The 23,737-nt window shown below is 38.0% G+C and carries 20 protein-coding genes; 8 read left to right on the top strand and 12 right to left on the bottom strand.

Translation table 11 applies throughout. From position 1 onward, the window contains the following. The first annotated feature begins 33 nt into the window (after positions 1 to 33). The 7 genes from ACEQ81_RS03300 to ACEQ81_RS03270 all read left to right on the top strand — a co-directional run bounded on the left by ACEQ81_RS03300 (position 34) and on the right by ACEQ81_RS03270 (position 9,231). Positions 34 to 3,249 carry a SusC/RagA family TonB-linked outer membrane protein gene (locus ACEQ81_RS03300; protein ID WP_411029421.1) on the top strand — a complete coding sequence of 1,072 codons (3,216 nt, stop codon included), beginning with the start codon at positions 34 to 36 and terminating at the stop codon, positions 3,247 to 3,249. Between the two features lie 9 nt (positions 3,250 to 3,258). Then, complete coding sequence (locus ACEQ81_RS03295; RefSeq protein WP_411029420.1) at positions 3,259 to 4,713, top strand: SusD/RagB family nutrient-binding outer membrane lipoprotein; 1,455 nt, start codon at positions 3,259 to 3,261, stop codon at positions 4,711 to 4,713. A 9-nt stretch (positions 4,714 to 4,722) separates the two neighbouring features. Continuing rightward, positions 4,723 to 6,060 carry a sodium:solute symporter gene (locus tag ACEQ81_RS03290; RefSeq protein WP_411029419.1) on the top strand — a complete coding sequence of 446 codons (1,338 nt, stop codon included), beginning with the start codon at positions 4,723 to 4,725 and terminating at the stop codon, positions 6,058 to 6,060. Further along, complete coding sequence (locus tag ACEQ81_RS03285; RefSeq protein WP_411029418.1) at positions 6,045 to 6,914, top strand: metallophosphoesterase family protein; 870 nt, start codon at positions 6,045 to 6,047, stop codon at positions 6,912 to 6,914. The genes ACEQ81_RS03290 and ACEQ81_RS03285 overlap by 16 nt, the downstream gene beginning before the upstream one ends. Positions 6,915 to 6,916: 2 nt before the next feature. Continuing rightward, positions 6,917 to 7,252, top strand: a complete 336-nt coding sequence (locus tag ACEQ81_RS03280; protein ID WP_411029417.1) for an arsenosugar biosynthesis-associated peroxidase-like protein — start codon at positions 6,917 to 6,919, stop codon at positions 7,250 to 7,252. 64 nt (positions 7,253 to 7,316) lie between these two features. Then, positions 7,317 to 8,372, top strand: a complete 1,056-nt coding sequence (gene arsS / locus ACEQ81_RS03275) for an arsenosugar biosynthesis radical SAM (seleno)protein ArsS (protein WP_411029416.1) — start codon at positions 7,317 to 7,319, stop codon at positions 8,370 to 8,372. A 244-nt stretch (positions 8,373 to 8,616) separates the two neighbouring features. After that, complete coding sequence (locus tag ACEQ81_RS03270; protein ID WP_411029415.1) at positions 8,617 to 9,231, top strand: TetR/AcrR family transcriptional regulator; 615 nt, start codon at positions 8,617 to 8,619, stop codon at positions 9,229 to 9,231. 8 nt (positions 9,232 to 9,239) lie between these two features. Here ACEQ81_RS03270 and ACEQ81_RS03265 read toward each other — a convergent pair whose 3' ends face one another. Genes ACEQ81_RS03265 through ACEQ81_RS03255 form a run of 3 tightly spaced genes read right to left on the bottom strand, consistent with a single transcriptional unit; the run spans position 9,240 to position 11,853 of the window. Continuing rightward, on the bottom strand, positions 9,240 to 10,295 hold the full coding sequence (locus tag ACEQ81_RS03265) for a glycosyltransferase family 9 protein (RefSeq protein WP_411029414.1): 1,056 nt from the start codon (positions 10,293 to 10,295) through the stop codon (positions 9,240 to 9,242). Continuing rightward, entirely contained in the window at positions 10,279 to 10,884 is a 606-nt protein-coding gene (locus ACEQ81_RS03260; RefSeq protein WP_411029413.1) for a DUF4254 domain-containing protein, read from the bottom strand. Before ACEQ81_RS03260 ends, ACEQ81_RS03265 begins: the two co-directional genes overlap by 17 nt. Positions 10,885 to 10,914: 30 nt before the next feature. Then, positions 10,915 to 11,853 (bottom strand): hypothetical protein, encoded by a 939-nt coding sequence (locus ACEQ81_RS03255; protein WP_411029412.1) that lies wholly within the window; start codon positions 11,851 to 11,853, stop codon positions 10,915 to 10,917. Positions 11,854 to 11,892: 39 nt separating this feature from the next. Between ACEQ81_RS03255 and ACEQ81_RS03250 the strand changes: the two genes are divergently transcribed. Next, positions 11,893 to 12,114 (top strand): DUF6341 family protein, encoded by a 222-nt coding sequence (locus ACEQ81_RS03250; protein ID WP_411029411.1) that lies wholly within the window; start codon positions 11,893 to 11,895, stop codon positions 12,112 to 12,114. Between the two features lie 31 nt (positions 12,115 to 12,145). On the opposite strand, the gene purD is transcribed toward ACEQ81_RS03250, so the two are convergent. The 9 genes from purD to ACEQ81_RS03205 form a co-directional block, all read right to left on the bottom strand. Further along, positions 12,146 to 13,417, bottom strand: a complete 1,272-nt coding sequence (gene purD / locus ACEQ81_RS03245) for a phosphoribosylamine--glycine ligase (RefSeq protein WP_411029410.1) — start codon at positions 13,415 to 13,417, stop codon at positions 12,146 to 12,148. Positions 13,418 to 13,459: 42 nt separating this feature from the next. Beyond that, positions 13,460 to 14,440 carry a UDP-glucuronic acid decarboxylase family protein gene (locus ACEQ81_RS03240; RefSeq protein WP_411029409.1) on the bottom strand — a complete coding sequence of 327 codons (981 nt, stop codon included), beginning with the start codon at positions 14,438 to 14,440 and terminating at the stop codon, positions 13,460 to 13,462. A 12-nt stretch (positions 14,441 to 14,452) separates the two neighbouring features. Further along, positions 14,453 to 15,820: a sugar transferase gene (locus ACEQ81_RS03235; RefSeq protein ID WP_411029408.1), complete on the bottom strand. Its 1,368-nt coding sequence runs from the start codon at positions 15,818 to 15,820 to the stop codon at positions 14,453 to 14,455. Positions 15,821 to 16,108: 288 nt separating this feature from the next. Beyond that, entirely contained in the window at positions 16,109 to 16,897 is a 789-nt protein-coding gene (locus ACEQ81_RS03230; protein ID WP_411029407.1) for a glycosyltransferase family 2 protein, read from the bottom strand. Positions 16,898 to 17,375: 478 nt separating this feature from the next. Then, complete coding sequence (locus ACEQ81_RS03225) at positions 17,376 to 18,512, bottom strand: O-antigen ligase family protein (protein WP_411029406.1); 1,137 nt, start codon at positions 18,510 to 18,512, stop codon at positions 17,376 to 17,378. Between the two features lie 78 nt (positions 18,513 to 18,590). Continuing rightward, on the bottom strand, positions 18,591 to 19,736 hold the full coding sequence (locus ACEQ81_RS03220; RefSeq protein WP_411029405.1) for a glycosyltransferase: 1,146 nt from the start codon (positions 19,734 to 19,736) through the stop codon (positions 18,591 to 18,593). 4 nt (positions 19,737 to 19,740) lie between these two features. Next, entirely contained in the window at positions 19,741 to 20,949 is a 1,209-nt protein-coding gene (locus ACEQ81_RS03215; protein ID WP_411029404.1) for an O-antigen ligase family protein, read from the bottom strand. 12 nt (positions 20,950 to 20,961) lie between these two features. Then, complete coding sequence (locus ACEQ81_RS03210) at positions 20,962 to 22,116, bottom strand: glycosyltransferase family 2 protein (RefSeq protein ID WP_411029403.1); 1,155 nt, start codon at positions 22,114 to 22,116, stop codon at positions 20,962 to 20,964. Beyond that, on the bottom strand, positions 22,100 to 23,620 hold the full coding sequence (locus ACEQ81_RS03205; protein ID WP_411029402.1) for an oligosaccharide flippase family protein: 1,521 nt from the start codon (positions 23,618 to 23,620) through the stop codon (positions 22,100 to 22,102). The genes ACEQ81_RS03210 and ACEQ81_RS03205 overlap by 17 nt, the downstream gene beginning before the upstream one ends. Between the last annotated feature and the right edge of the window lie 117 nt (positions 23,621 to 23,737).

The following is a 23,737-nucleotide window of genomic DNA, read 5'->3' as shown; positions in this document are numbered from 1 at the left end:
CATGATCAATTCTAAAAATACCAAAGACCTTTAATGAAATATTCTTTTCTATTTATTGCATTTTGCCTTAGCGGCTTATGCTTTTCGCAAACTACCATCTCGGGCAAAGTCACCGATACCAAGGGGCAACCCCTACCCTTTGTAAATATTCTATTGGTTGGTACGGAAACCGGAACAACTTCGGATGAAAAGGGTGCGTACTCCATTACCGTGCCCAACATCAATACAACTTTGGAGTTTTCAGCGTTGGGTTACCAATCGTTACGCACATCCGTTGGAAATAGACAAACTATTGATGTTGAACTTTTGGAAACATCTGAAAAGTTGGATGAAGTGGTGCTTACCGCCCTAGGGCTAAAAAGGGAGACCAAAGAGTTGGGTTATGTAGTGCAAAGTTTGGATGCAAAAGGCGTTGCCGAGGTTAAATCCGCCAATTTTTTGGACAATCTTGCGGGGAAATTGGCAGGTGTTACCATTAACCAAGGAGCCACTGGCGTGGGCTCTACCTCTCGCATTAGTATTCGGGGGGAAGCCTCGTTTTCTAACAACAACCCCTTATTTGTTGTAGATGGGATTCCTATAAATAACAATTCGGTCTTTAATTTTACCAATGAGGCGGCGGCAGGTTTCCAAGAAATAGATTTTGGCAATGGCGCCATGGAAGTAAATCCGGATGATATTGCAGAGGTCTCCGTACTTAAAGGCCCAAGCGCTGCAGCACTTTACGGAACAAGGGCTTCAAACGGGGTAATCATAATAGAGACCAAGAGCGGCAAGGGTTCCAAAGGGCTGGGCATCAGCTATAATACCAGTTTTTTTGTGGATTCGGCCTTTCAATTACCTCAATTTCAAAACCAATATGGTCAGGGCCAATCTGGCGAATTTGAATTTGTGGATGGTCTTGGTGGCGGCATAAGCGATAACATTACCTATAGCTGGGGGCCTAGATTGGACGTTGGAAATTTAGTGCCACAATTTGATAGTCCGGTAACCTTACCAGATGGTTCTGTGGTGCGTGGCGGCGATACTTCCTTGTACAATGGTTTGCCAATTACACCCACTCCCTTTCTTTCCAATCCGGATAACCTTAAAGACCTGTACAGGACCGGAACAACATTCATAAATAATCTGGCTATTTCTTCGGACTTCGAAAGAGGTAACTTTAGACTTTCCTTTACAGACCTGCGAAGCGAGTCCATAATTCCCGGTGTTAATTTAGATCGACAAACAATCAGTACCAGACTTGCCTTCAATCCAACGGAAAAATTGCGTGTCAATTCGTCCATAAGTTACGTGAATTCACAGAGTGATAATAGGCCCGCCAATGGATATGGCTCCGAAAACGTAAATTACTCTTTGGTGGCATGGGGGCCTCGTTCCCTGAATATCAATAGCTTACGAAATTACTGGCAACCAGGTTTAGAGGGTACACAACAGTTTTCATATAACTATACCTTTTTTGACAATCCCTTTTTTATTTTGTTGGAGAATCGAAATTCGTTCAATAGGGATAGGGTCTTCGGAAATATATCGGCCACCTATGATATTACCGATAACCTTAGCGCCACAATCCGAAGCGGAATGGACTATTCCGATGAGCTTAGGCAGTTGAGGCGGTCTTTTAGTTCTAACAGATTTGCCAATGGTGGCTATGCCGAACACGACGTCTTCTTTAGGGAAATAAATACCGATTTTCTTATCAATTACCACAACAGTTTCGGCGATTTTAAAATAGACGTTTCCTTGGGCGGTAACCGACTAGATCAAAAGGCATTTACCTCGCAATCGCAGGCAACCAGCTTGGCACAACCAGGCATCTTTAGATTATCCAATGCAGCTTCACCCATTGAGGTTTTCGAGTTTGAATCCAACAAACGTATAAACAGTTTTTATGGTATTGCAAAATTGGGCTACAAGAATTTTCTGTTTTTGGATATTACAGGGCGCAACGATTGGAGCAGCGCCTTGGCCACGCCCTTTTCCGTAGATAACACTTCTTTTTTCTATCCTTCCTTTTCCGGGAGCTTTATATTGTCGGAGGTAGTAGCATTGCCCAAAGTGTTCTCCTTTGCAAAGCTTAGGGCCAGTTGGGCCCAGGTTGGTAACGATACCGATCCTTTCCAGACCACAGGGGCTTTTGTGGCCCAAACACCTTTTAACGGACAGCCCACATTTAGCGACCAAAACATTATCGCCAACCCCAATCTAAACCCCGAAAGTACAACGTCTATTGAGGTAGGTGCAGACATCCGCTTTTGGGGCGATCGCTTAAACCTGGATGTTTCGTACTACAATGCACTCACCAAAGACCAAATTATTTCCCTGCCCATTGGAATTTCCTCCGGGTTTACCCAGCAGGTGGTAAACAGGGGCGAGGTACGTGCCAAAGGTGTAGAAATCATTGCGGCGGTTACACCAATAAGCAATACCGATTTTAGCTGGAAAAGCACTTTTAATTTTAGTAGAAATAGAGCCACAGTAGAAGACCTTCCCCAAGAAGCAGGCCGACTTACCCTAGCCTTTTCTAGAATATACGACAGTCAAAACCAAACGGTATTTTTACAGGTCGAAGAAGGCGGTAGAATAGGTGATCTCTACGGAACTGGCTATCTAAGAAATGAAAACGGCGATTTTGTACTAACCGATGAAGGACGGTACATCCCAGATAATACATTGAGGAAATTAGGAAACAACAATCCAGATTTTATGCTGGGTTTCAACAATCAGTTCCGCTATAAGAACTGGGATCTTGGCTTCTTATTCGATTGGCGACAGGGTGGTATCATCGTTTCCCGTACCCGAGCTTTGGGCAATGTGGGCGGACAGCTCGCCGAAACTGCCAATAGACCCGAAGAAGGTATAGTACCCAACGGGGTTGTTAATGTGGATACTTCTGAAAATCCGGTTTATCAGCAAAATACCGTAGCGGTAACCGCCGAAAGTTTTTACCGTCAATTTTATGATCGCAATCATGAGGAAAACAATGTTTATGATGCTTCTTTTCTAAAGCTAAGACAATTCTCTATTGGGTACACTTTTAATTTAAGCCCGGAGAACTTCCGTTTTCTAAATAGCGATGCCACTATACGGTTGTCGCTAATCGGAAGAAACCTATTTGCAATTACCGAAAACCCACACTTTGATCCGGAACAATTTGCGGTACAGGGACAGAGCTTTGTGGGCGGGGTAGAGGATATGTCCTATGCCACAACAAGAAGTATTGGTCTTAAAGCAGGATTTAATTTTTAAATGATAAACATGCTACCTACATATAAAACAGTCCTGACCCTAACACTTACGGTTGCAGTAGTCATTTCTTGCACCAAGGATTTTGAGGAGATAAATACCAACCCCAACGCCCCTCTTACCGTACAGCCAAGTCTTTTATTGAGACAAGTTATCTATGATTATGGAGAACAGATGTCGTACGAAGGCTTTACGGCAGGTAATCTGTTAGGGCAGTATACCACGGCTTTGGATTTTAATCTTTTTGATCGTCATGATCTGAAGTCGCCCCAACTGGGAGGAAACCCATGGCCGGTTTTTTATCAGAATTTAAGGGACAATGAAATAATGCTGAACTTGGCTCTGGAAAACGAAACCTTTGCGATTTATGAAGGTCCGGCACGTATTATGAAAGCCTATATGGCGGCGGCGTTAACAGATTTGTTTGGAGATGTCCCCTATACCGAAGGTTTTAAGGGAAAAGACATTACCGTAACCCCAGTCTACGACCCTCAAGAGGAAATTTATATGGGTGATGGAGGAATCTTGGACAATTTGGAAAAGGGTATCGGCGCTATTCAAAACTATACGGGTTCTATTGCATTAGAGGGTGATATTTTGTTTGATGGGGATTTAGAAGGATGGATTCGGTTTGCCAATTCATTACGCATAAAATCATTAATGCGAATCTCTGGTAAGGTGAACGTGGCTGCGCAATTGCAGTCTATTTATGACAATGGCATGTTCATCGATGAAAATGCTGAAAATGCCATTTTCGAATTTACCGACGGAGAACCCAACAACTTTAGGTTAGCACGTCTTCGCATAGGCGATTTCAACAATTTTGTGCTCTCGGAAACCCTTGAAGAGGTCCTTACGGATCTAAACGACCCTCGGATAAACGTTCTTTTTAGGCCTTTTGGTAATAGCACTATGGAAGAGTTCAATGGCTTACTAAACGGAATAGATGCCACCCAAACTCCTGTAGCCCTTGCGGATTATTCCCTGGCAGGGACTGTTTTTAGAGAAAATACCGGACGGCTCGATGCAAATTTCTTAACTGGTTGGGAAACCCAATTTTTCTTGGCCGAAGCCGCAGAACGTGGATTAATAACCGCCAACGCACAGCAGTTGTACGAAACAGCGGTAACCCAAGCCTTCGAATATTGGCAGACAGAGCTTCCTACGGACTACCTAAGCACAGCTGGGGCCTACGGTTCCGGAGGGTCGGGGTCCATAAATCAAATTATAACCCAAAAATGGATCGCAAATATGATAAATGGTTATGAAGGGTGGATAGAATACAGAAGAACGGGCTTCCCACAACTAAAAACCCTTTCAGCCAGCCTCAACAATGATCTTATTCCGGTGCGTATGCCGTATCCGGCAGAGGAAGAGGCCTTAAACAGTGTTAATTATACCGCGGCGGCAAATGCAACCGACGGCAATAGTATAAATGTATTGGTATGGTGGGATAACATCCCTTAAACTTTAACAATGGAGAACATAATGCTTTGGCAATGGGGATTGGTCATCACATCTAGTGTAGTGCTGTTCTTGCTTTCCCCATTGGCAAAAAATACCAATCAGTTTTTTAAAGCGTCTTTTCATAAAAAAACGCCAAACACAATAATGCTGACGGGTAGTTTGGTAATTTCTTGGATTTTTGCAAAAAGTATTACCAATGCTGCCAATCTAGGATTAGACTATGGTATTGTTGGAGGTGTGGCCTATGCTGCTTATTATCTGTCCTTTGCCATAGCTGGGTTTATCATCTATCAAATGAGGACCCAAGGGCATTTTACCAGTATTCATCACTTTTTAACCTCTAGATTTGGCAAAGGGGCAGTTGCCCTTTTCTCCATATTGATATCCATACGACTTTTTAATGAAGTATGGAGCAACACCATGGTCATTGGTACTTATTTTGGCGATACGGGTACCTCTCCCTACTATTGGTCTATATTGGTATTTACCTTACTAACCTTGGCTTATGCTCTAAAGGGAGGGTTAAGTAGTTCTATATTTACAGATGTTATTCAGATGGGGTTATTCGCCCTGCTTTTATTGGTAATTCTATGGAACATTTTTAGCGTGGAATCCTTCACCCTAACCGCAGCGTTAAATTCTGGCACCTGGTCTTTTGATCTGGGTTTAAACCTATTACTGGCCGCTGTATTGCAATCTTTTAGCTATCCCTTTCACGACCCTGTATTAACCGATAGAGGTTTTATAAGTAGCCCTAAGGTAACGCTGCGCAGTTTTCTATGGGCAGGTATCATTGGAGCATTCTGTATTGTGCTCTTCAGTTTTATTGGGGTCTATGCCAAAGCACAGGGGATAACCGGCCAAGCGGCCGTTGAAGTGGGCAAGGCGTTTGGTCTTATTGTGCTTTTGGTAATAAACCTCATCATGATTACCTCTGCGGCATCTACGCTGGATTCTACCTTCTCCTCATTTTCAAAATTACTGTCGGTAGACCTTAATTTTGGGAATACCTTAAAGCTGGGGAGATTGTCAATGATCATTATTGCAATAATAGGAACGCTTCCTGTTTTTTTGGATGCGGAAATTTTATCGGCCACCACAATTAGCGGTACCATGGTCATTGGGCTTACTCCGATATTTCTATTTTGGAAGAAACCCGTACCTAAAATAAGTTTTTACCTAAGCGTTGGATGCGGTATCTTCTTTGGATTGCTATTGGTCTTTGAAAGTTTTCCCGATGCTTTGATCTTTTCACAAGGAAAATATGCAAGTCTACTCTGGATCAACTTTTGGGGTATTCTGTGCTGTATGTTAATGTATTTTACACCAAAATGGATAAAAGGATAGTAAATATTGAAAATATTAGTGGTAAACTGCTTCTGTTTGGAGGAGTTTATAGCAACTATCAGGCATTGGAGCAACTTATGCAGGTTGCTTTGGAAAATGGTATTGAACCCGAAAATTGCATTTGTACTGGGGATATCGTAGGGTACTGTGCACAACCACAAGAAACCGTCGCTCTTTTTAGGGCATGGGGAGCGCAAAGTATTGCCGGGAACGTAGAATTGCAATTGGCGGACGGGGCAGAGGATTGCGGATGCGATTTTATACAGGGCGGCCGGTGCGATGGGTTTTCCAAATTATGGTATCCTTTTGCAAAATCTAGATTATCTAAAGAAAGCATCGATTGGATGGCAAATTTACCCGATCACCTAACCTTTAATTACGCCGGAAAACACTTCACCGTAGTTCATGGCTCTTACACGAATACCTCCCAGTTTGTTTTTGATTCTACCCCTGCAAAAATTAAAAAGCTAAGTTTTAAAACCGCTAAAACGGATGCTATCATAGCTGGCCACTCCGGATTACCTTTTTATCAGAAAATCGAAGATTTTGCATGGATAAACCCCGGAGTAATAGGAATGCCGGCCAATGACGGAACTCCAAAGACCTGGTATGTTATCATGGAAGAGATAAAGGGCCGGCTTACATACTCCTATAAAAATTTGGAGTATAACCACTATAAGGCACACCAGCTAATGATAGATGAAAATTTACCCCAGGAATATGCGGATACCCTGCTTTCGGGAATTTGGGACAATATGGAAATATTACCCCACAATGAAAAGCAGTTGCAAGGTATTCCTTATAATTTTGAGAACACAAAAGAATATAGTACTATTAACACTCTAAAAGACTAAAAATGGCAAACTCCTATTACGACCCGGCAGACTTAAGAAAATTTGGCAAAATCACTGAATGGAGCGAAGAATTGGGAACAAAGTTCTTCGACTATTATGGAAAAGTGTTTGAAGAAGGCGCTTTGTCGGCAAGAGAAAAGTCGTTGATCGCCCTGGCCGTATCCCATGTGGTAAAATGTCCTTATTGCATCGATTCCTATACAAAGGATGGATTGCAAAAAGGCATTACCAAAGAGGAAATGATGGAAGCCGTACATGTAGGTGCCGCAATAGAAAGTGGCGCTACCCTGGTGCATGGGGTACAAATGATGAACAAGTACAACAAATTATCGATGTAAAATTGTAAGCAGTAGGTACTGTCTTTGGACTAAGACGGCCTATGGCATACAGAATATCCAAAAAATGGCTACAAAATCTCTAAAGGCAAGGCACGAAGATCTTGCGCAGACAAATAAACAACTCGATATATTAAACGGAGGCATTTTTGCCGAAGGGGAGCTACCTTATTTTAAAGATAAAATCTCCGATATCGGCCATTTTCCACTGCGACCAAAGAAACTAGAAATCCTTCAGATAAATGTTGGGTATATGTGCAATCAGGTCTGTGAACATTGCCATGTAGATGCCGGACCCGATCGTAAGGAAATAATGACCAGGGAGACCATGAAACAGTGTTTGGAGGTTATCCGTAATACCGGTGCACATACTTTGGACCTTACAGGCGGTGCCCCGGAAATGAACCCAGATTTTCGTTGGTTTGTAGAGGAGGCCGCCAAAGCAGGTATTAAAGATTTTATAGTACGGTCTAACCTTACCATTATAAGGGCAAACAAAAAGTATTACGACCTGCCGCAGTTCTTTAAAAAGCATAATGTACATGTAATCTCGTCCATGCCCCACTATACACGTGGAAAAACAGATAAACAAAGAGGAGACGGTGTTTTTGACAAATCTATAAAGGCCTTGCAAGAACTTAATGCTGTGGGATATGGAATGCCCAATAGCCCACTAAGGTTAGATCTGGTATATAATCCTTCCGGCGCATACCTTCCAGGAGATCAGGTGGCTTTGGAGAACGACTTCAAAAAAGCGCTGAAAGAAGATTTTAATATAGATTTTCATAGTCTTTTTGCCATTACCAACCTGCCCATTGCACGGTTTTTGGATTATCTGATCGCTTCAGAAAACTATGAGGATTATATGTATGCACTTGTAGAGGCCTATAATCCTGCTGCAGTGGCCAATGTAATGTGTACAAATACAATTTCCATTAGCTGGGACGGGTGGCTTTATGATTGCGACTTTAATCAGATGTTGGATCTTAAAGTGGCCAGCAAGGTGAAACATATTAAGGATTACAATGAAGATATCCTTAATGACCGCAATATCATTATTTCACAACATTGCTACGGATGCACTGCGGGTGCAGGTAGTAGTTGTCAGGGCACAGTAGCCTAGATTGAGGCCGGAAACCCCAATTTTGTTGCCTTTGGGGTGGAGACAACATACTTTTATCCGAAGAATTGAACCTTTAAACCGACCGGGTGGTCGGTTTACATTTTTGAAAAAGCTGCAGTTGGTCGAAGTTTTGTCATTTTAACGATTTTTGCGCTAGTTACGTCTTTAAATATTCAGGAGAATACGGATTCGGGGGTTCTTTGTTACAGACCCAATGGTCTATTTAACCCAAAACCCGAATCTTATGCAAAAGAACCTAAAACGCATGGCAACCATGCACCGAATGCAAGTAACAGGCTTGGAATTATTTTACAAGCAAGGTTTCTACAACACTAGTATAGACGATATTTTAAAATCACTTTCACTTTCCAAAGGTGCGTTCTACTATCACTTTCAATCCAAAGAAGATTTTTTTGTCAGTATTGTACAGAACCTTATCGTTCAAAAAGTATATAGCATGCTTATTGAACCTATTGAAGGAAAAGAGAATCCATTGAATGTAATTGCTAACTGCTTCGAGAATGCCTTGGAGACTGCAGAACACAACGAAATGGATTACGGATTTGTACTTGGTAATTTTATTACCGAATTCAATGGGAAAAACCCGGAGATTATGCAATACCTAAAGGATATTCTAAAAGTTTGGGAAGTAAATCTGGTATCGGTCTTGCAAAAAGGTAAATCCGATGGATATGTAGACCGACATATAGATAGCGAAGGTGTGGCTATTTATCTAATCTCCTCTTACATTGGAGTACGCACTATGATGGTAGAAGGTAATTGCAGAATCCTTAGATACAACTACATTCAGCAACTGAGACATTACTTTAGATCCCTTTCACAAAAAGAATTGGTATAGAAAGAAAATTACTTTTTATTAATTAGCAAGTCTATTTTCAGCAGTATCTCTTGTGGGGTGATGGTTTCCATTGCCCGCTCGTACCCCTTGGGTAATTTATTGCCGTAGACCGACGTGGGCACCATGGGGTATTGTTCCCTATTTGCCAGCAAGGTATTTTGCATCTCTGCTCCAAAAGGAAGAAACCCGGCATATGGATGGGTTACCCCCCAAAGCGTAAGAACGGGGATCGCAAACATGGCGGCTAAATGAGCGTTGGCACTATCCATTGACAGCATTAGATCCAAATTGGAGATAAGTTCCAGTTCTTCCTCAAAAGACAGCTTTCCCGAAACATTTATAACGTTGTCCATGGCATTGGATAAATAATTTAGTTGGGCTATTTCCTTTTTTCCGCCTCCAAAAAGCAAAATCTTGTACTTGTTATCCTGGTTAAGGTTACCAACTACCGTTTGCATAAGCTCAAGAGGATACATTTTTCCTTGGTAAGCTGCAAAAGGAGCTATCCCCAGCCATTTCTTGGTATCGGTCCCTACTATTTGTAACGTTTTACCAGATAGTTGCCTTTTAGCCAGTAACGCCACCTTCTGTAGATTAATCTCATAACCCAGTTTGGCCAAGACGTCTGCATATCTTTGATGTGTTGTTTTCAGGGGTTCGAAAACTTTTTTTTGTGGCGCTGTCAGGGCTTTTTTTTCTTTCCTTCCCTTATCAATTTGAACAAATGGTATTTTTCCAAGACCAAAATAGCTTTTCAGAATATTGCTTCTCAGCACGTTGTGCATATCCGCCACAGCATCTATGTTTAAGGCCTTTAGTTCCTTATACAATCTCCACAGCCCCCTAACGCCCTTATGTCTACCGTTTAATTCAATTTCATAAACCCGTACATTGGATATATGGGAAAACATGGGTTTAAAAAAACCTCTTGTCAACAGGGTAATGTTTACGTTGGGGTATTGTTGTGTTAAGGCCAATATTACAGGCACGGTCATTGCTACATCGCCCATGGAAGATAAGCGTATCACAAGAAGATGCGCATTGTTACTATTGCTTTTGACCACGGAGGACTGGGTTTAATTCCTCATCATTATACATTTTCATTTGCTTATAGACTTTCATATACTTGCGGCCCGCTTCTATATCTTTAAGCAATTGGTCTATGGCCGCGGAAAGATCTACCTTTTGTGCCGATAACACATCTAATTTCTGCTGGCAGGTTTCGATGTGGTCTCTAGAGGCATCTTTACGATCAACTTCTTCTTTCATATGGAAGATTTTAAGGGCCAAGATGGAAAGTCGGTCTATGGCCCAAGCAGGGCTCTCAGTATTAATACTGGCATTGTCCAATATTTGAACCGATTGGTATTTTTTAAGGAAATAGCTGTCTATATACTCAACAAGATCGGTACGTTCCTGGTTGCTGGCATCAATTTTTCGTTTTAGCACAAGCGCAGCGGTAGGTTCTATTTCCGGATCCCTGATAATATCCTCAAAATGCCATTGCACGGTATCTATCCAGTTCTTTTTATACAGCAGATGCTCTATTTCATTTGGCGGATAGGGATTGTCCAAAGATTGATTTACATCATCCTTAACATGATATTGTTGAATACTTTCCTCGAAAATACTATTTGCCAACGCACTGAACATAAAAAAGAATTTAAGGCAAAGATAATTTAATTATTTAACGATAATGCCCGAAACCAATAAGACAAATGGGACAAGGACCGAAACCATTAATATAGCCTCCTTTGCGTATGGTCTTTTGACGATTTCTACATAATTCGTTAGGAAGATCGATGCGGGGAAAAAGGTTACGATTACCGGGAAGGTGTCTTGCGAAGATTTTAATGCAGTTAATATCAGTCCTAAAAAATAGGCGATTGCAACTAATCGCATCGTATTTATTCTGCCAGTACCCGCCTTACCCAAACCCAGGAATGCCAACAAACCGGCCAAGCTAATTATTAAAATATACCCCAGCAGTGTACCACTGTTTCGCCAATCCATGAAATAGGCGCTTTCCGTATCGATGGAAAATGTATAGTGCTGTGCCAAAAAATCAAGATTGCCTGCCAAAATCAAAATACACACTGTCAACATAACAACTGTAAATATTGCCGTGAAAGGTACCAGCCAATTTCTTATATTCTTGGGTTCATAAAAATATACAGAGACAAAAACCAAAATGAGGTACAAAAGTGCCCAGTCATAAAAAAGACTGGCCACACTAATCCACATGGTGGCATCATAAATTTTATGTTTTATGTTTTTCAGAGATTTTAGGCTAAGGAGCCGCCTTGTGGAAAGTAAAAGAAAAAAACTGCATAAAATACCATTGTTATCCATTAAGACCTTTGGGAAAACAATGATCAGAAGGGTATAAAACAAAATTGCAAAGGAGTTGGTTCCGGTAATCTTGTTTCGTTTTATAATAAAATTGACCCAAAAAATACTGAAAAGTAGTATCGCCAATACAAAGGTAGGCAATACCAGTTGTTCAGGATTGTAGGTGCTTTTAAAAAGGACAAAATGGGAAAACCAGTAAAATATAAACAAGAACCCAAGGAGAATTATGTAATTAATAGGTTTTGTTTTTCCAAAAATGCTTGAAATCATCTTGGGTTTTTATATTTTTGCATGGTAAATATAATTAACATGACAGCATTTTTTGAAGGCATCGAGGATTTATTTGTAAACGTTCTTTTCTGGCCCTATGATTTTTTTAGGTTTATGGAAAATTGGTGGTCGTCCAATATTTTCAATTGGATTTTTGTGATCATCGGATTTGTTGCCATGTTCTATTGGTTGGGACAACTTAAAAAATTCAACGATAACGGGGAAGAGGATAAGAGTATTTCTGCACATTCTTATCTATAACCCTGCCATTTTATAGTAGGGCAAAGGGTTTCTATAAATCGAATCCTATATCTTTCCGATAATACATCCTATCAAAATGTAGTTTTTCTATATTCTGATAGGATTTTTTTAGTGCCTCTCTAAAGTTTTCGTCCAATGAGGTAATTGCGATCACCCTTCCACCATTGGTGACTACCTTATCTTTTTTTAGGTCCGTACCGGCATGGAACACCAAAGAATCCTTGATTTCTTCAAAACCGGTAATTTCTTTTCCTTTTTCATAGGATTCAGGATACCCTCCGGATACTGTCATTACGGTAGCCGCGGTTCTTTCATCAATTTTTAGATCTACCATATCCAACGTTTGATTTGCCACCGCTTCAAAAACGGTCACCATGTCGGTTGTTATTCTCGGTATCACCACCTCTGTTTCGGGATCGCCTAAACGCACATTATATTCTATTACAAATGGGTCGTTGCCAACTTTTATCAAACCGATAAAGACAAATCCCCTGTATGGCAGGTTATCCTTTTTAAGGCCCTCTACGGTAGGTTTTATAACCCGCTCATGTATCTTGTTCAGAAATTCTTTATTAACGAAGGGAACAGGGGAAACGGCGCCCATGCCGCCAGTGTTCAACCCGGTATCTCCCTCTCCAATACGCTTATAGTCTTTTGCCATGGGCAAGACCTTATAGTTGGCCCCGTCTACCAAAACAAAGCAACTTAGTTCTATGCCTGCTAAAAATTCTTCAATCACTACCGTTGCGCTGGCCTTGCCAAATTTGGATGCTACCAGCATGGACGCTAGCTCCTTTTTGGCCTCTTCCAAATCGTCTAGGATCAAAACTCCTTTGCCAGCTGCCAAACCGTCGGCTTTAAGAACATAGGGAGGTTTTAAAGTTTCTAAAAAAGCGAAGCCTTTTTCCAAAGTATTCCCTGTAAAACTCTCATATGCCGCCGTCGGAATACCATGCCTCATCATAAATTTTTTGGCAAATTCCTTGCTTCCCTCCAGTTCTGCCGCGGCCTTTTGAGGCCCTATAACCGGAATGTGGCTGGTTTGGGGGTCGTTCAACAAAAAATCGTGTATCCCGTTGACCAAAGGGTCTTCTGGCCCTACAATGACCATATTGATGTCATTTTTAAGCAACGAATCTTTTATGGCCTCAAAATTATTTACACCAATCGGTATATTTTTGGCTATTTCTGCGGTGCCTGCATTTCCAGGGGCCACATACAAATTGTTGAGTCTGGGGCTCTGTGCAAGTTTCCAGGCCAAAGTATGTTCTCGTCCGCCAGATCCAAGGATTAGAATATTCATAACTGAAAGTTTGGGCAAAAATACATTTTGATGTGGAACTATCTAAGATATGCCAGAGAAATCGCGATGTTCTTTCTTTTGTAGTTCTTCCGGAGAAAGCGACTTAAAATATTCGAACACTTTTTTAAGTCCTTCGGCCCTTCTAACTTTTGGTTCCCACCCCAAAATCTCCTTGGCACGGGTAATATCGGGTTCTCTTTGCAATGGGTCGTCCTGTGGTAATGGCCTGTAGACTATTTTCTGATCGGTGCCCGTCAGTTTAATTATTTCCTCGGCAAATTCCTTGATGGTGGTTTCATGGGGATTGCCGATATTGATTGGGTCTGTATAACTACTCATGAGCAATCTATATATTCCTTCGACCTGATCATCTATATAACAAAAGGAGCGTGTTTGGGAACCATCGCCAAATACCGTAAGATCTTCTCCGCGTAGGGCCTGCCCCATAAAGGCCGGGACCACTCTTCCATCGTTTAACCGCATCCGGGAGCCATAGGTATTAAAAATTCGGACAATACGCGTGTCCAGACCATGAAAGCGATGATAGGCCATAGTAATGGATTCCATAAAACGTTTGGCCTCATCATATACACCTCTAGGTCCTACCGGACTTACATTGCCATAGTACTCCTCGTTCTGCGGGTGCACCAAGGGATCTCCATAAACTTCGGAGGTAGAGGCCACAAGAATGGTCGCATTTTTTTCCTTGGCAAGACCCAGCAGGTTCAGCGTACCCAAAGAGCCTACTTTTAGGGTTTCTATAGGAATCTTTAAATAGTCTATAGGGCTTGCGGGAGAAGCAAAATGCAGAATATAATCGAGCTTGCCCGGAATATGTACAAATTTTGAAACATCGTGGTGCTGAAATTCGAACTGTTCTAATGGAAAAAGGTGTTCAATGTTTTTAAGATCACCGGTAATAAGGTTATCCATGGCAATTACATAAAACCCTTCTTTTATGAAGCGATCGCACAAATGCGACCCCAAAAAACCGGCGGCCCCGGTTATAAGTACTTTTTTCATTTTTTTATTGATTTAAACACCTCTTGAAAATAAAACCGTGGTAATCGTTTTAAAAATAATCCTCATATCCAGAGTTATGGATTTATTCTTTATATAAAACAAATCGTACTCCAATTTTTTGATTGAATCTTCTAAATTTTCACCATATTTATATTTCACTTGTGCCCATCCCGTAATGCCCGGTCTTATCAAATGTCTTACATTATAGAAGGGTGTTATCTTGTTCAATTCATTGACAAAAACTTTCCGTTCTGGCCTAGGGCCGATAAACTGCATGTCTCCTCTAACGACAGAGATGATTTGTGGAAGTTCGTCTATTCTAAACATTCTCAATATTTTCCCAAAAGGTGTTACTCTGCTATCATTTTTTGTAGCCATTTTGGCTCCCGTTTTTTCTGCATCCATAACCATGGACCTAAATTTGTTTATTTTGAATTCTTTTCCATTTTGCCCTACTCTTTTTTGGGTATAGAAAAGAGGCCCTTTATTGAAAAACAAGTTCAATACAAATACAAAAGGAGTACATATGGCGAAAATTATACCTACTAACAAAGAGAACGAAAAATTGACCATAAAACTGAAAATTCTTTGCAAGTATCTTATCTTTTTATTCCTCAGCTGCAGTATTTCATAAAAACTGTCATTATGAGATTTGATAGGCAGGGCCTCATAAGTGTTTTCATAGAAAGAAGTGAAGGAAATTACTTCTTTTCCTTTAAGTATTGAACTTAACAACATTTTTTCTAGGTCTTCAGGAAAATTGTTATAACTTTTTGTGTTAATAATCCATGCATCAATCTTCTCAGCTGCGGACAAAAAGAACTTTTTGTTATTAATCGTGTTCTGGCCTATAGAATACGTAAGCTTTACTTTATAAAAGGTTTCCATATCCTTCCCGTTTATTATTTCCAAATCATCCCTCAAACTTTCGGCTGTATTGTTCTCATAGATATAGAGAACTTTCTTAGTAACCGGGATTATCCTGAAAACGTTGCCAAAGAAAAATCGCCAAAGTCCAATTTCCAGAGGAGTCAATACTAGAAAATATAAAAGAGGAATTCTCCAAAAGCTGACATCATACGTAATTACCGAGAAAACAAAGACAAGAAACACGTAAAGGGCTGCAATATAAAGTGACTGTGAAAGAATGTACCTTCTTTTTGTAACCTTTTCCAAATTATAGAACTCTAGAATGTAGGCTAAGGCGAAATAAACAAAAATCCCAAAAGTAAAAACGCCCACTTTCAAACTCAATGAAATAAACTGAGCATCTATGGCATCGTTTACAAAGACATTAAGTGCTGCCAGGATAATACATAAATCCCCAATGAGAAGAATAAATTTTCGTTCAATGGAATTTAATATTGATGGTCTTGACATAGCAACTAAGAGTTTCTGTTTTCAAAAATAGCTTTTCATTTTTAAAAGAAAAGTCGAAAGCACATAAAATGCAGGTTAAGTAATTTTGTCTAATTTTTAGCACCTTTTAAAACATTTTCTACCAAGAGGTATTCTTGCATTTGCCAGTACTCGTAAAACGGGTTTCTTGATCCGTTATCATTCTAAATCCTTTGTAAAAATTCCATTTGTCGAATTCTCACGGTATTTGTTGTAGAGAGAAAAAGATTAAAGTTCGTAAAATAGTGTGCCAAAAAAGTTCTAAGTAGACTATTTGCCAAGGTTTAGTTTGCTGATATAGTATTTTTTGACTCCATTCAGTGCCCACCAAATAAAATAATACATTGACTTAAATAATCCCAGTTTTTGATTTTTATAAAGAAAAGCCCAATGCTTAAAAACCACTTTTCTTTTATTATTTGTCAGTGATCCTTTTACCTGCCTATAATAAGCCAATTCCTCGTCCAAAGGAATGGATTTGACACCCGTTTTGAGAATGGAGAGCCATAGGCAATAATCTTCACTATGTCTTAAATTGGGCATATACATTTTTCCAACCTTATCCACGTCGTACATTGCGGTTAAACAACTTATTTCTGTCCTTTTTAATAAATCATGGTAGGTTATTGGGTGTTTGCTAACATGAAACGTTTTATTTATTGTACTACCCAATTCATCAATAAATCCATATGAGGTATGGGAAAAAGAAGCATCGTTTCTCAGCATAAAATCAACATGCCTTTCTAATTTAGTTGGCGACCACAAGTCATCACTATCCAAAAAAGCAATTATCTTTCCTTTGGCCTCTTTTATCGCTTTATTCCTTGCAACACCCGCCCCAGAATTTCTGTCCAAGAAAAACATCTTAATCCTATTATCCTTCTTCTGGTAATCTTTAACAATGCTTACTGAATTGTCTGTACTACAGTCATCAACTATTAGCATTTCCCAGTTTTTATATGTTTGAGATATTACAGCATCTATTGTCTCACTAACGAACCTTTCAGAATTATAGAGCGCGGTTACGATAGATACCTTAGGATTATCATTAATCTTCAAACCTTAGTGCCATTTAGTTAGTTATATTAACCTGTTTTGAATTCAATTAGGATTTAAAGAAGGGCTACGAATATTTGAATTGTTGAAGGTAGACCCCCATAACCCAAACATAAAGTACTTGCAAAGATAGTATTCCCGAGCAAATAATCCCATATACCTCCTAGGTCATCTCCTTAAGAACAATTCCATTGGCCGATATGGCCATGGCAACCTAGAAACTCGGGAGTTCTTTTCAATGGTACATGTTTTCGATCTCCGAGTAGCACAATGAGGGTTTCAATGAGCACTCTGGCAATGTAAAAAGGATTTGTTCCTAATCTACGCTTTAATAAAAGAAAACCTGATGTGAATACAGACGGCGTATACTCGTATTAACTATGCCTATGCTTCTCAGTGGGTTATGCATCATTTTAACCGGTGAGAAGCATCCAATTACCGCGGTTTTATCAAAAAAAGAAAATTGTGCCTAAAAAGGTTTTTATTTCTGATAGTGGAAAAGTAATAGAAAAAAGATAAAAAAGGTCACCCCATGTTGGAGGTTAAGTAAATTCTCTGTTAATCCAAAAGTGGATAACATAAGAATTAGAACAATTCCCAATATTACTTTTTTTTCTATAAACCCTCTAAGAAAAGTAAACAGGAGAGAAATCAGAACCGTAAACCCAAAAATGCCATTGGCCAAAAATTCTTGTAAAAAAATATTGTGAGTGTCCATCCCTACTAAAGTTGGATCACATTGCTCTATAAAACCCTTAATGTTCGCACTTCCTATACCAATTAGAAGATTATCCGAAATCCCTTCAAAAGAGCATCCGAAAAGGCGTTCTCTATTATTTATGCTTATATCTAATGTCCTAAACAAATCTGTTTGAAGATAAAAAAAACCGATTATTAGAGTACTAATTAAAACGATGAAAATTATAAATAAAACAATTTTAGAAAATGAATACTTGAAATTGACACTTAAACAAAAGGAGATCACAAGTATAAAGAGTAATATGCTTAATTTGCTGGCGATTATAAAAATGGACAAAAACAAAATCAAACATAAAAAGACTTTTACTCCATTTTTTAGCTCTTTGTCAAATATTATTATTGAAGCCGCAAAACTTATATATATTCCTAAATATGTATGATGAATAGCATATGGCAGAAAATGGTAAGTTACATATTTAAGAAAATAGTCCACCGCAAATTCTTTGGAGGAAATAAAATAGAAGTAGACAACATAACCTATTGTGAAAAATATATAGAAGAAAACACCGATTGTATAGGTTTTTAATATTTTACTCCTATAGAACTCTACCCAATCTTTGTTCAAAAGGCACAAAATTGGTAGAACCATAAAAGAAATCCTTAAGTCGCTTATGTAAAAACCATCCCCTCTGACATAAGATAAAATCGGGTCAAGAAAGAACAACCAAAAAAAAAGAACAACAATCTTATCTGTTACCAATTTATTTATTAGGAAGCCATCCTTAGAAACATTAAAAATTAGGGTAGCGGCAAAAAGTATAAGTGCTATACTTTTAATATTCAAAGGCAAAGGCAATGGTAGAACAAAAGGGAACAATAGAATCCCAAAGTGAGTCAATATTTGTTTAGATGGCAGCATTTCCCTGTTGTTCTAGCAAAAAATAGTTAGTCAAGTAATTGAAAGTATTTGGACACTTTATTGATAATGACAATATCTCTAAGTATCCAATTCCTCTGTTGGTTGTAATATTTTATCATAAAAGGACAGTACCTTAGAAAATTCCGTTTCCCAATTATATTTTTCTTTTGCAACAGAGCATCCTCTTTCTCCCATTAATTTGGCGTCCTCTTCATGATTCTTAATAATTTTTATTGCATCGGCAATTTCGTCCACTGAAGAAGGGTTAACGGGAATGCCGCATTTGGATTCGTTGATTATGCCTGAATACAAAGGAAAGTTTGAAGTTATTACTGGTAGTTTTAACAGCATATACTCAAATAATTTGGTAGGATATGATTCTACATAGTTTGGAGAGTTTTCAAGAATAGCTAACCCCGCATGGCATTGAGCCATACACCCCCATCCTTCTATTGGCTCCAACCTTCCTTTGAAATCCGCCCATCCTTCTTGTTTGGAAATCTTATAAATAGCTGTATTTTTAACTTGTTCATCTACTTCTCCCACAAAAACTATGTCGACAGGTTCTCCTTCTTCCCTTAATTTTTTTAAAGTACTTAGCACAATTAGTGCTCCTCTTTCTTCCGTCACACCTCCCATGTATCCCACCGTAAACTTATTTCTTTTTTCTTGTTTAATGGTGCCTACAATATCTTTTAAAGGGTAGTTCAATACTACTTCTCTTTTTTTAACAAATGAAAAATACTTTAAATAGGAGTTTTCAGCAAAAACAACAGGCATAGAATATAGAACCAATCTCTGAAAAATTTGGGTTGTCTTACCAAGAACGAGTCGTAGGAATTTGGGAATATAGTTTTTTGTTAAAATTTGAAAAGGAAGATTTTCATGCATGTCATACACAACTTTTTTTCCCATAAAACTAAATAACGTTGCTATAGGCAATAGTTCTGGATCATGAAAATGCATAAGATCAGACTTATTCTTCAATCCAAAAATAAAAACCCGATAATTACCTCCAACGAATCTACCAATCCTACCCAACCCAGATTTACCCAAATCTTTGATGACATAATTATCCATTTTCTCAGATCCTTTACCATCTGCTACTACTAAGACTGTGTCAAAATTGTCTTTATGGCGCGACAGTGATAATATGTATTTATAGCGTATTCGAACATCATTTCTCGGGTGAACGGTTGTTATGTGAACTATCTTCTTGCTCATTTGGCTATCTTTTTTTCATTTTATTTGTTTTGACGCCATAGTTATAACCATGAAAAATCAATATGCCGAACAACACAAATAGATTTCTATCATATGCAAAACTATGAGATTTCATCGCATTTAATAAAGCAAACAATGCCAAGGATTTAAGCAAATTTGATTTATTCAACTTAAACGGTGATAAAAAAAACAAAATTAAAATGCACATGGAAAAGAAGCCCATTTCATACCATGCTTCTAAAAAAACATTGTGAGGATAGGCTGATTCATCAACTCCAACATAATTAATACCAAAGCTTCCTAGTCCATATCCAATGGTTAAGCCCTGAAAAGTTAATCCCTCTTCAATTACATATATATATTGATTTAACCTTTCTAATGCAGAAGAATCTTGTCCTATATTGATTAAAGAAGAAAATCTGGCTAATCCAAAATAGAGAGCATTACTAATTTTTTCAATAAAAACAAGGCCTAAAAGGATTAAGGGGAAGATCACAAGTGCCAAATTTTTAAGCGTTCTCTTTTTTACCCGAAGTAGCACAAAAAATGAAGTGATTTTTTGAAAATAGATTATAAAAAAAGTAAGTGACAAAAAAATCAATGCTCCCCTTGTAGCCAAGCCCAAAATCAAAACAACGGAAGCTAAAATTGCGAAAGCTGGTTTCTTAGAAAATTGTATTGACAAGAGTGCAAACAACCCTATTAAAAACCCAAAGTTCAAATACTCATGTCGAAGTGGGCCAAATTTGGTCTTATCAACTAAAAAGCTCATTACTCCAGTATTGTCCCAAAGTAAATATTTAAATAAAATGAACCATATAGCCAAAGGTATTATGATATAAATCAAAACCTTATACAATACTCTTAAATCAAGTTCTTTAATAAATTTTACATATATAAAACCGGTTAAAGGTATGATCATATATATAAATTTTTTATAAGCAAAATTATCAGATTTTGTATAAAAAAGGCTCAACCCTGCTAAGACGTAAAATAACAGCAGTAGTAGCAAATAGAACAAATCTGAATTTCCGAGTTTTATTGTTTTTGAAACTAAAAAACAATAACCGATGTCGAGTAAAATCAATACTAACAACTGGGTAGTTAAATTGAAGGGGTAGTCATAATAATCCAAAAATACCTTCAGTGCCCCAGATACAAGAAAAAGGGTCAGCAAATAATTCTGATATATCTTATGTTTTAGGATAATCATGATAACCTAACTTTAAACGCTCTTATCCTTGTTTAAAAAGAATAAATAATTTTTGTCAACTTCTTTTTCCAATATGGCAATCGCTTGACCAATATCTTTAACTCCATTTCTTGAATTAATTTTAACCTTCGTTTTATTTAGTATAAACGTAAAAGTCCTTTTTATGAAAATCTTAACTAGGTTAATGAAAAAGGAAGCGCTATATATTGAATGACCAAAATTTTTAAAAATTTGTTTGCGGTACTTAAATTCAAACACAAACAATTCAGCGTACAAATGTGAAAAATCCATGCGGTTCATTTTAGATGATCTCCCACATGCTTCAAGGGATTTAATTGTAGACTCTGCCCAAATGGTAGGTCCTGTCCAGTATTTTGGTATTTTAGTGCTCCAATTATTTTTTGTGCTACTTGGGAGATGCGCCACATCTTCTATACGGGCTATATGTTTATGCAATACTCCTTGACCGCCGATACTACTTGATGATTTTCCGCTTACAACTACCGGAAAATCTAAAAATTTATAATTGTCTACATAAAAACATAAGGCAATTGCATTAGCCATATCAGGACTTGGTCCAGGGAAATAGGAATTGGTCTTTGCATATATCCTATCTAACACAGCCCTTGAAACTATACCATGGTATAAACAAGGCAGCATAGTTAGAGTTGTACCCCCTTTTGATAGGGTGTTATTTAATTCCTTTTTGCAATCGATAGATCTAACTTTATTATTCCATTTCTTATACCTTAAAACCCCAGACACATCTTCTTCTAAGTAGCTTATTTGTAGACCGGGCCATGAATAATGGGGTTTATGCCCTTTCACGACGTCAACACCTTCGTTTTTCATCCATTGAACAATATCTACAATATATGGCATTACCCCATCATCATCACCAATAAAACAAACATATTCCCCTTGGGAGTTCTTTACGGCCAAATCTGAATTCCCAGTTTGTGATAATTTTTTATTGGTATGGAAGTAAGAAAGTTTTCTGTCAGGATTCGCATTAAGAAATTTTAATATAGAATTATTGTCATCACTATTATCTTGAATAACAATTTCCAGTTGATTCGATTTAATACTAATTAGATAATCCAATAAAGGCAATAATGTATTGTACCGATTTTTAGTAGGTATAATTATGCTAAGCAAACAGTTCATTTTGAATGAATTTTAAAGTGTTTTTAATTTTTATATTGAACACTATATTGAAAGAAATCAACAAAACCAAAAATGAAGTTATTGTTATATATATCAATCCAAATAAAGGCTTTGAAATAATTGAAGGTTTAACTAAATAAAAAAAAAGGTTCCCTGAAACTATAATTCCAAAGGGTTTAATCAAATAAACAAGAAACCATTTGACAATTTGGAAATTCATCGTCTTTTTCAGCACTAAAACAATATATATAGGTGTCATGATAATACTTGTAATAAACCACGAAAATGCAGCCCCTGACATCCCATAGTTTTTTGCCATGAAAATTACCATTGGTATCAAAATAAGTAATCCGGCACTACCAGATAAAATAGTGATTTTTGTATTTCCTTTTGCCAAAGCCAAATTAAAGGGAATAATCTGAAAAGCAAGAAGTACTTGTCCCAAAAGCAAAAATCTTGCAGGTAAGGTTGCCAAATTAGCTATTTCATGATTTTGTGTCCAGAGCATCAAAAATAAATTGGCATTAAGTGCCAAAACGATTCCTGCAGAACTAGCTAAAAGAAGAACTAAAACAAACGAGTTGTTGAAAATTTTTATGAGTTGCTTCTTCGATTTTTGATCAAAGAAATTGACTAGTCTAGGGAAAATTGCTGTGGCAATCGGCCCTGAAAGAATTACTGGAACCATTGCTAAAGAATAAGCAACTGTATATATTCCCAAATCCGAAACGGAGAAGAGATTGCTAACAATAAGTTTATCGAACTGAGAATTAATAGCCGCGATTATAGAAATAATCAGCATGCCCGTCGCATACCTCCAAACAGTTTTTAATATTTTAATATCTTCGGTAAATTTCCACCTAAAAATTTGTTTCCCTTTTAATGAACTAAGCAAAACATAGCGAAGTAGCAAAGCGTACAACAAATTTATTGCTGCCTGCCACAAAAAAAAAGTGGTCAATGCTTTATCTATTAAAAGGATTACCACAATTACTCCACCATTTTTAAGCAGACTCCAAATTATTTGAAAGGTGTTGGCTTTAACCTGCTTTTCCATTCCCAATAACCCCCCTTGGTATAAAGTCGACAAAAAATTAAGGCCTAGAGCTAGGCCCATTATCTGTATACTTCTTTTTGTTGACTGCATGTCTAAATCTTCAATGTTCAGCCAATTTTGAACAATAAAATCGGAAAACAAGAAGGTAAAAAGAACGATTCCAAAAACGATTAAGAAGTATGCAAATTCAATAGACCGAAGTATTTTATATTTTTTTTTTCTACTTTCGACAGAGGCATCTCCTTTGGCCAGCTCCCTTCTCAATGTTGCTGTTAAGCCAGCATCTGCAAAAATTAAAATCCCTTGAAGAACTGCATAAAAACTGATTACCCCATACATTTTAATTCCGAGTATAGCAATGTAAATCGGAATAAAAACGAAAACAGAAAACATACTCCACCCTCTGCCTACAATATTCGCAAGGATGTTTTTATTGGTCAATAACATTTATAAAGAATGACGGCTATGTTATCAATATTGTCCTGGTTTTGATTGATGTTTTTTATGCATTAGCTACTAATCTCCTATCTGAAACGTTTCATTGTACAAAACTCAAAACTGTAT

Origin of the sequence: Spongiimicrobium sp. 3-5, assembly GCF_046557915.1 — a bacterium.
Lineage (GTDB): Bacteria > Bacteroidota > Bacteroidia > Flavobacteriales > Flavobacteriaceae > JBHEBG01.
This window is presented reverse-complemented; position numbering and strand designations above follow the sequence as displayed.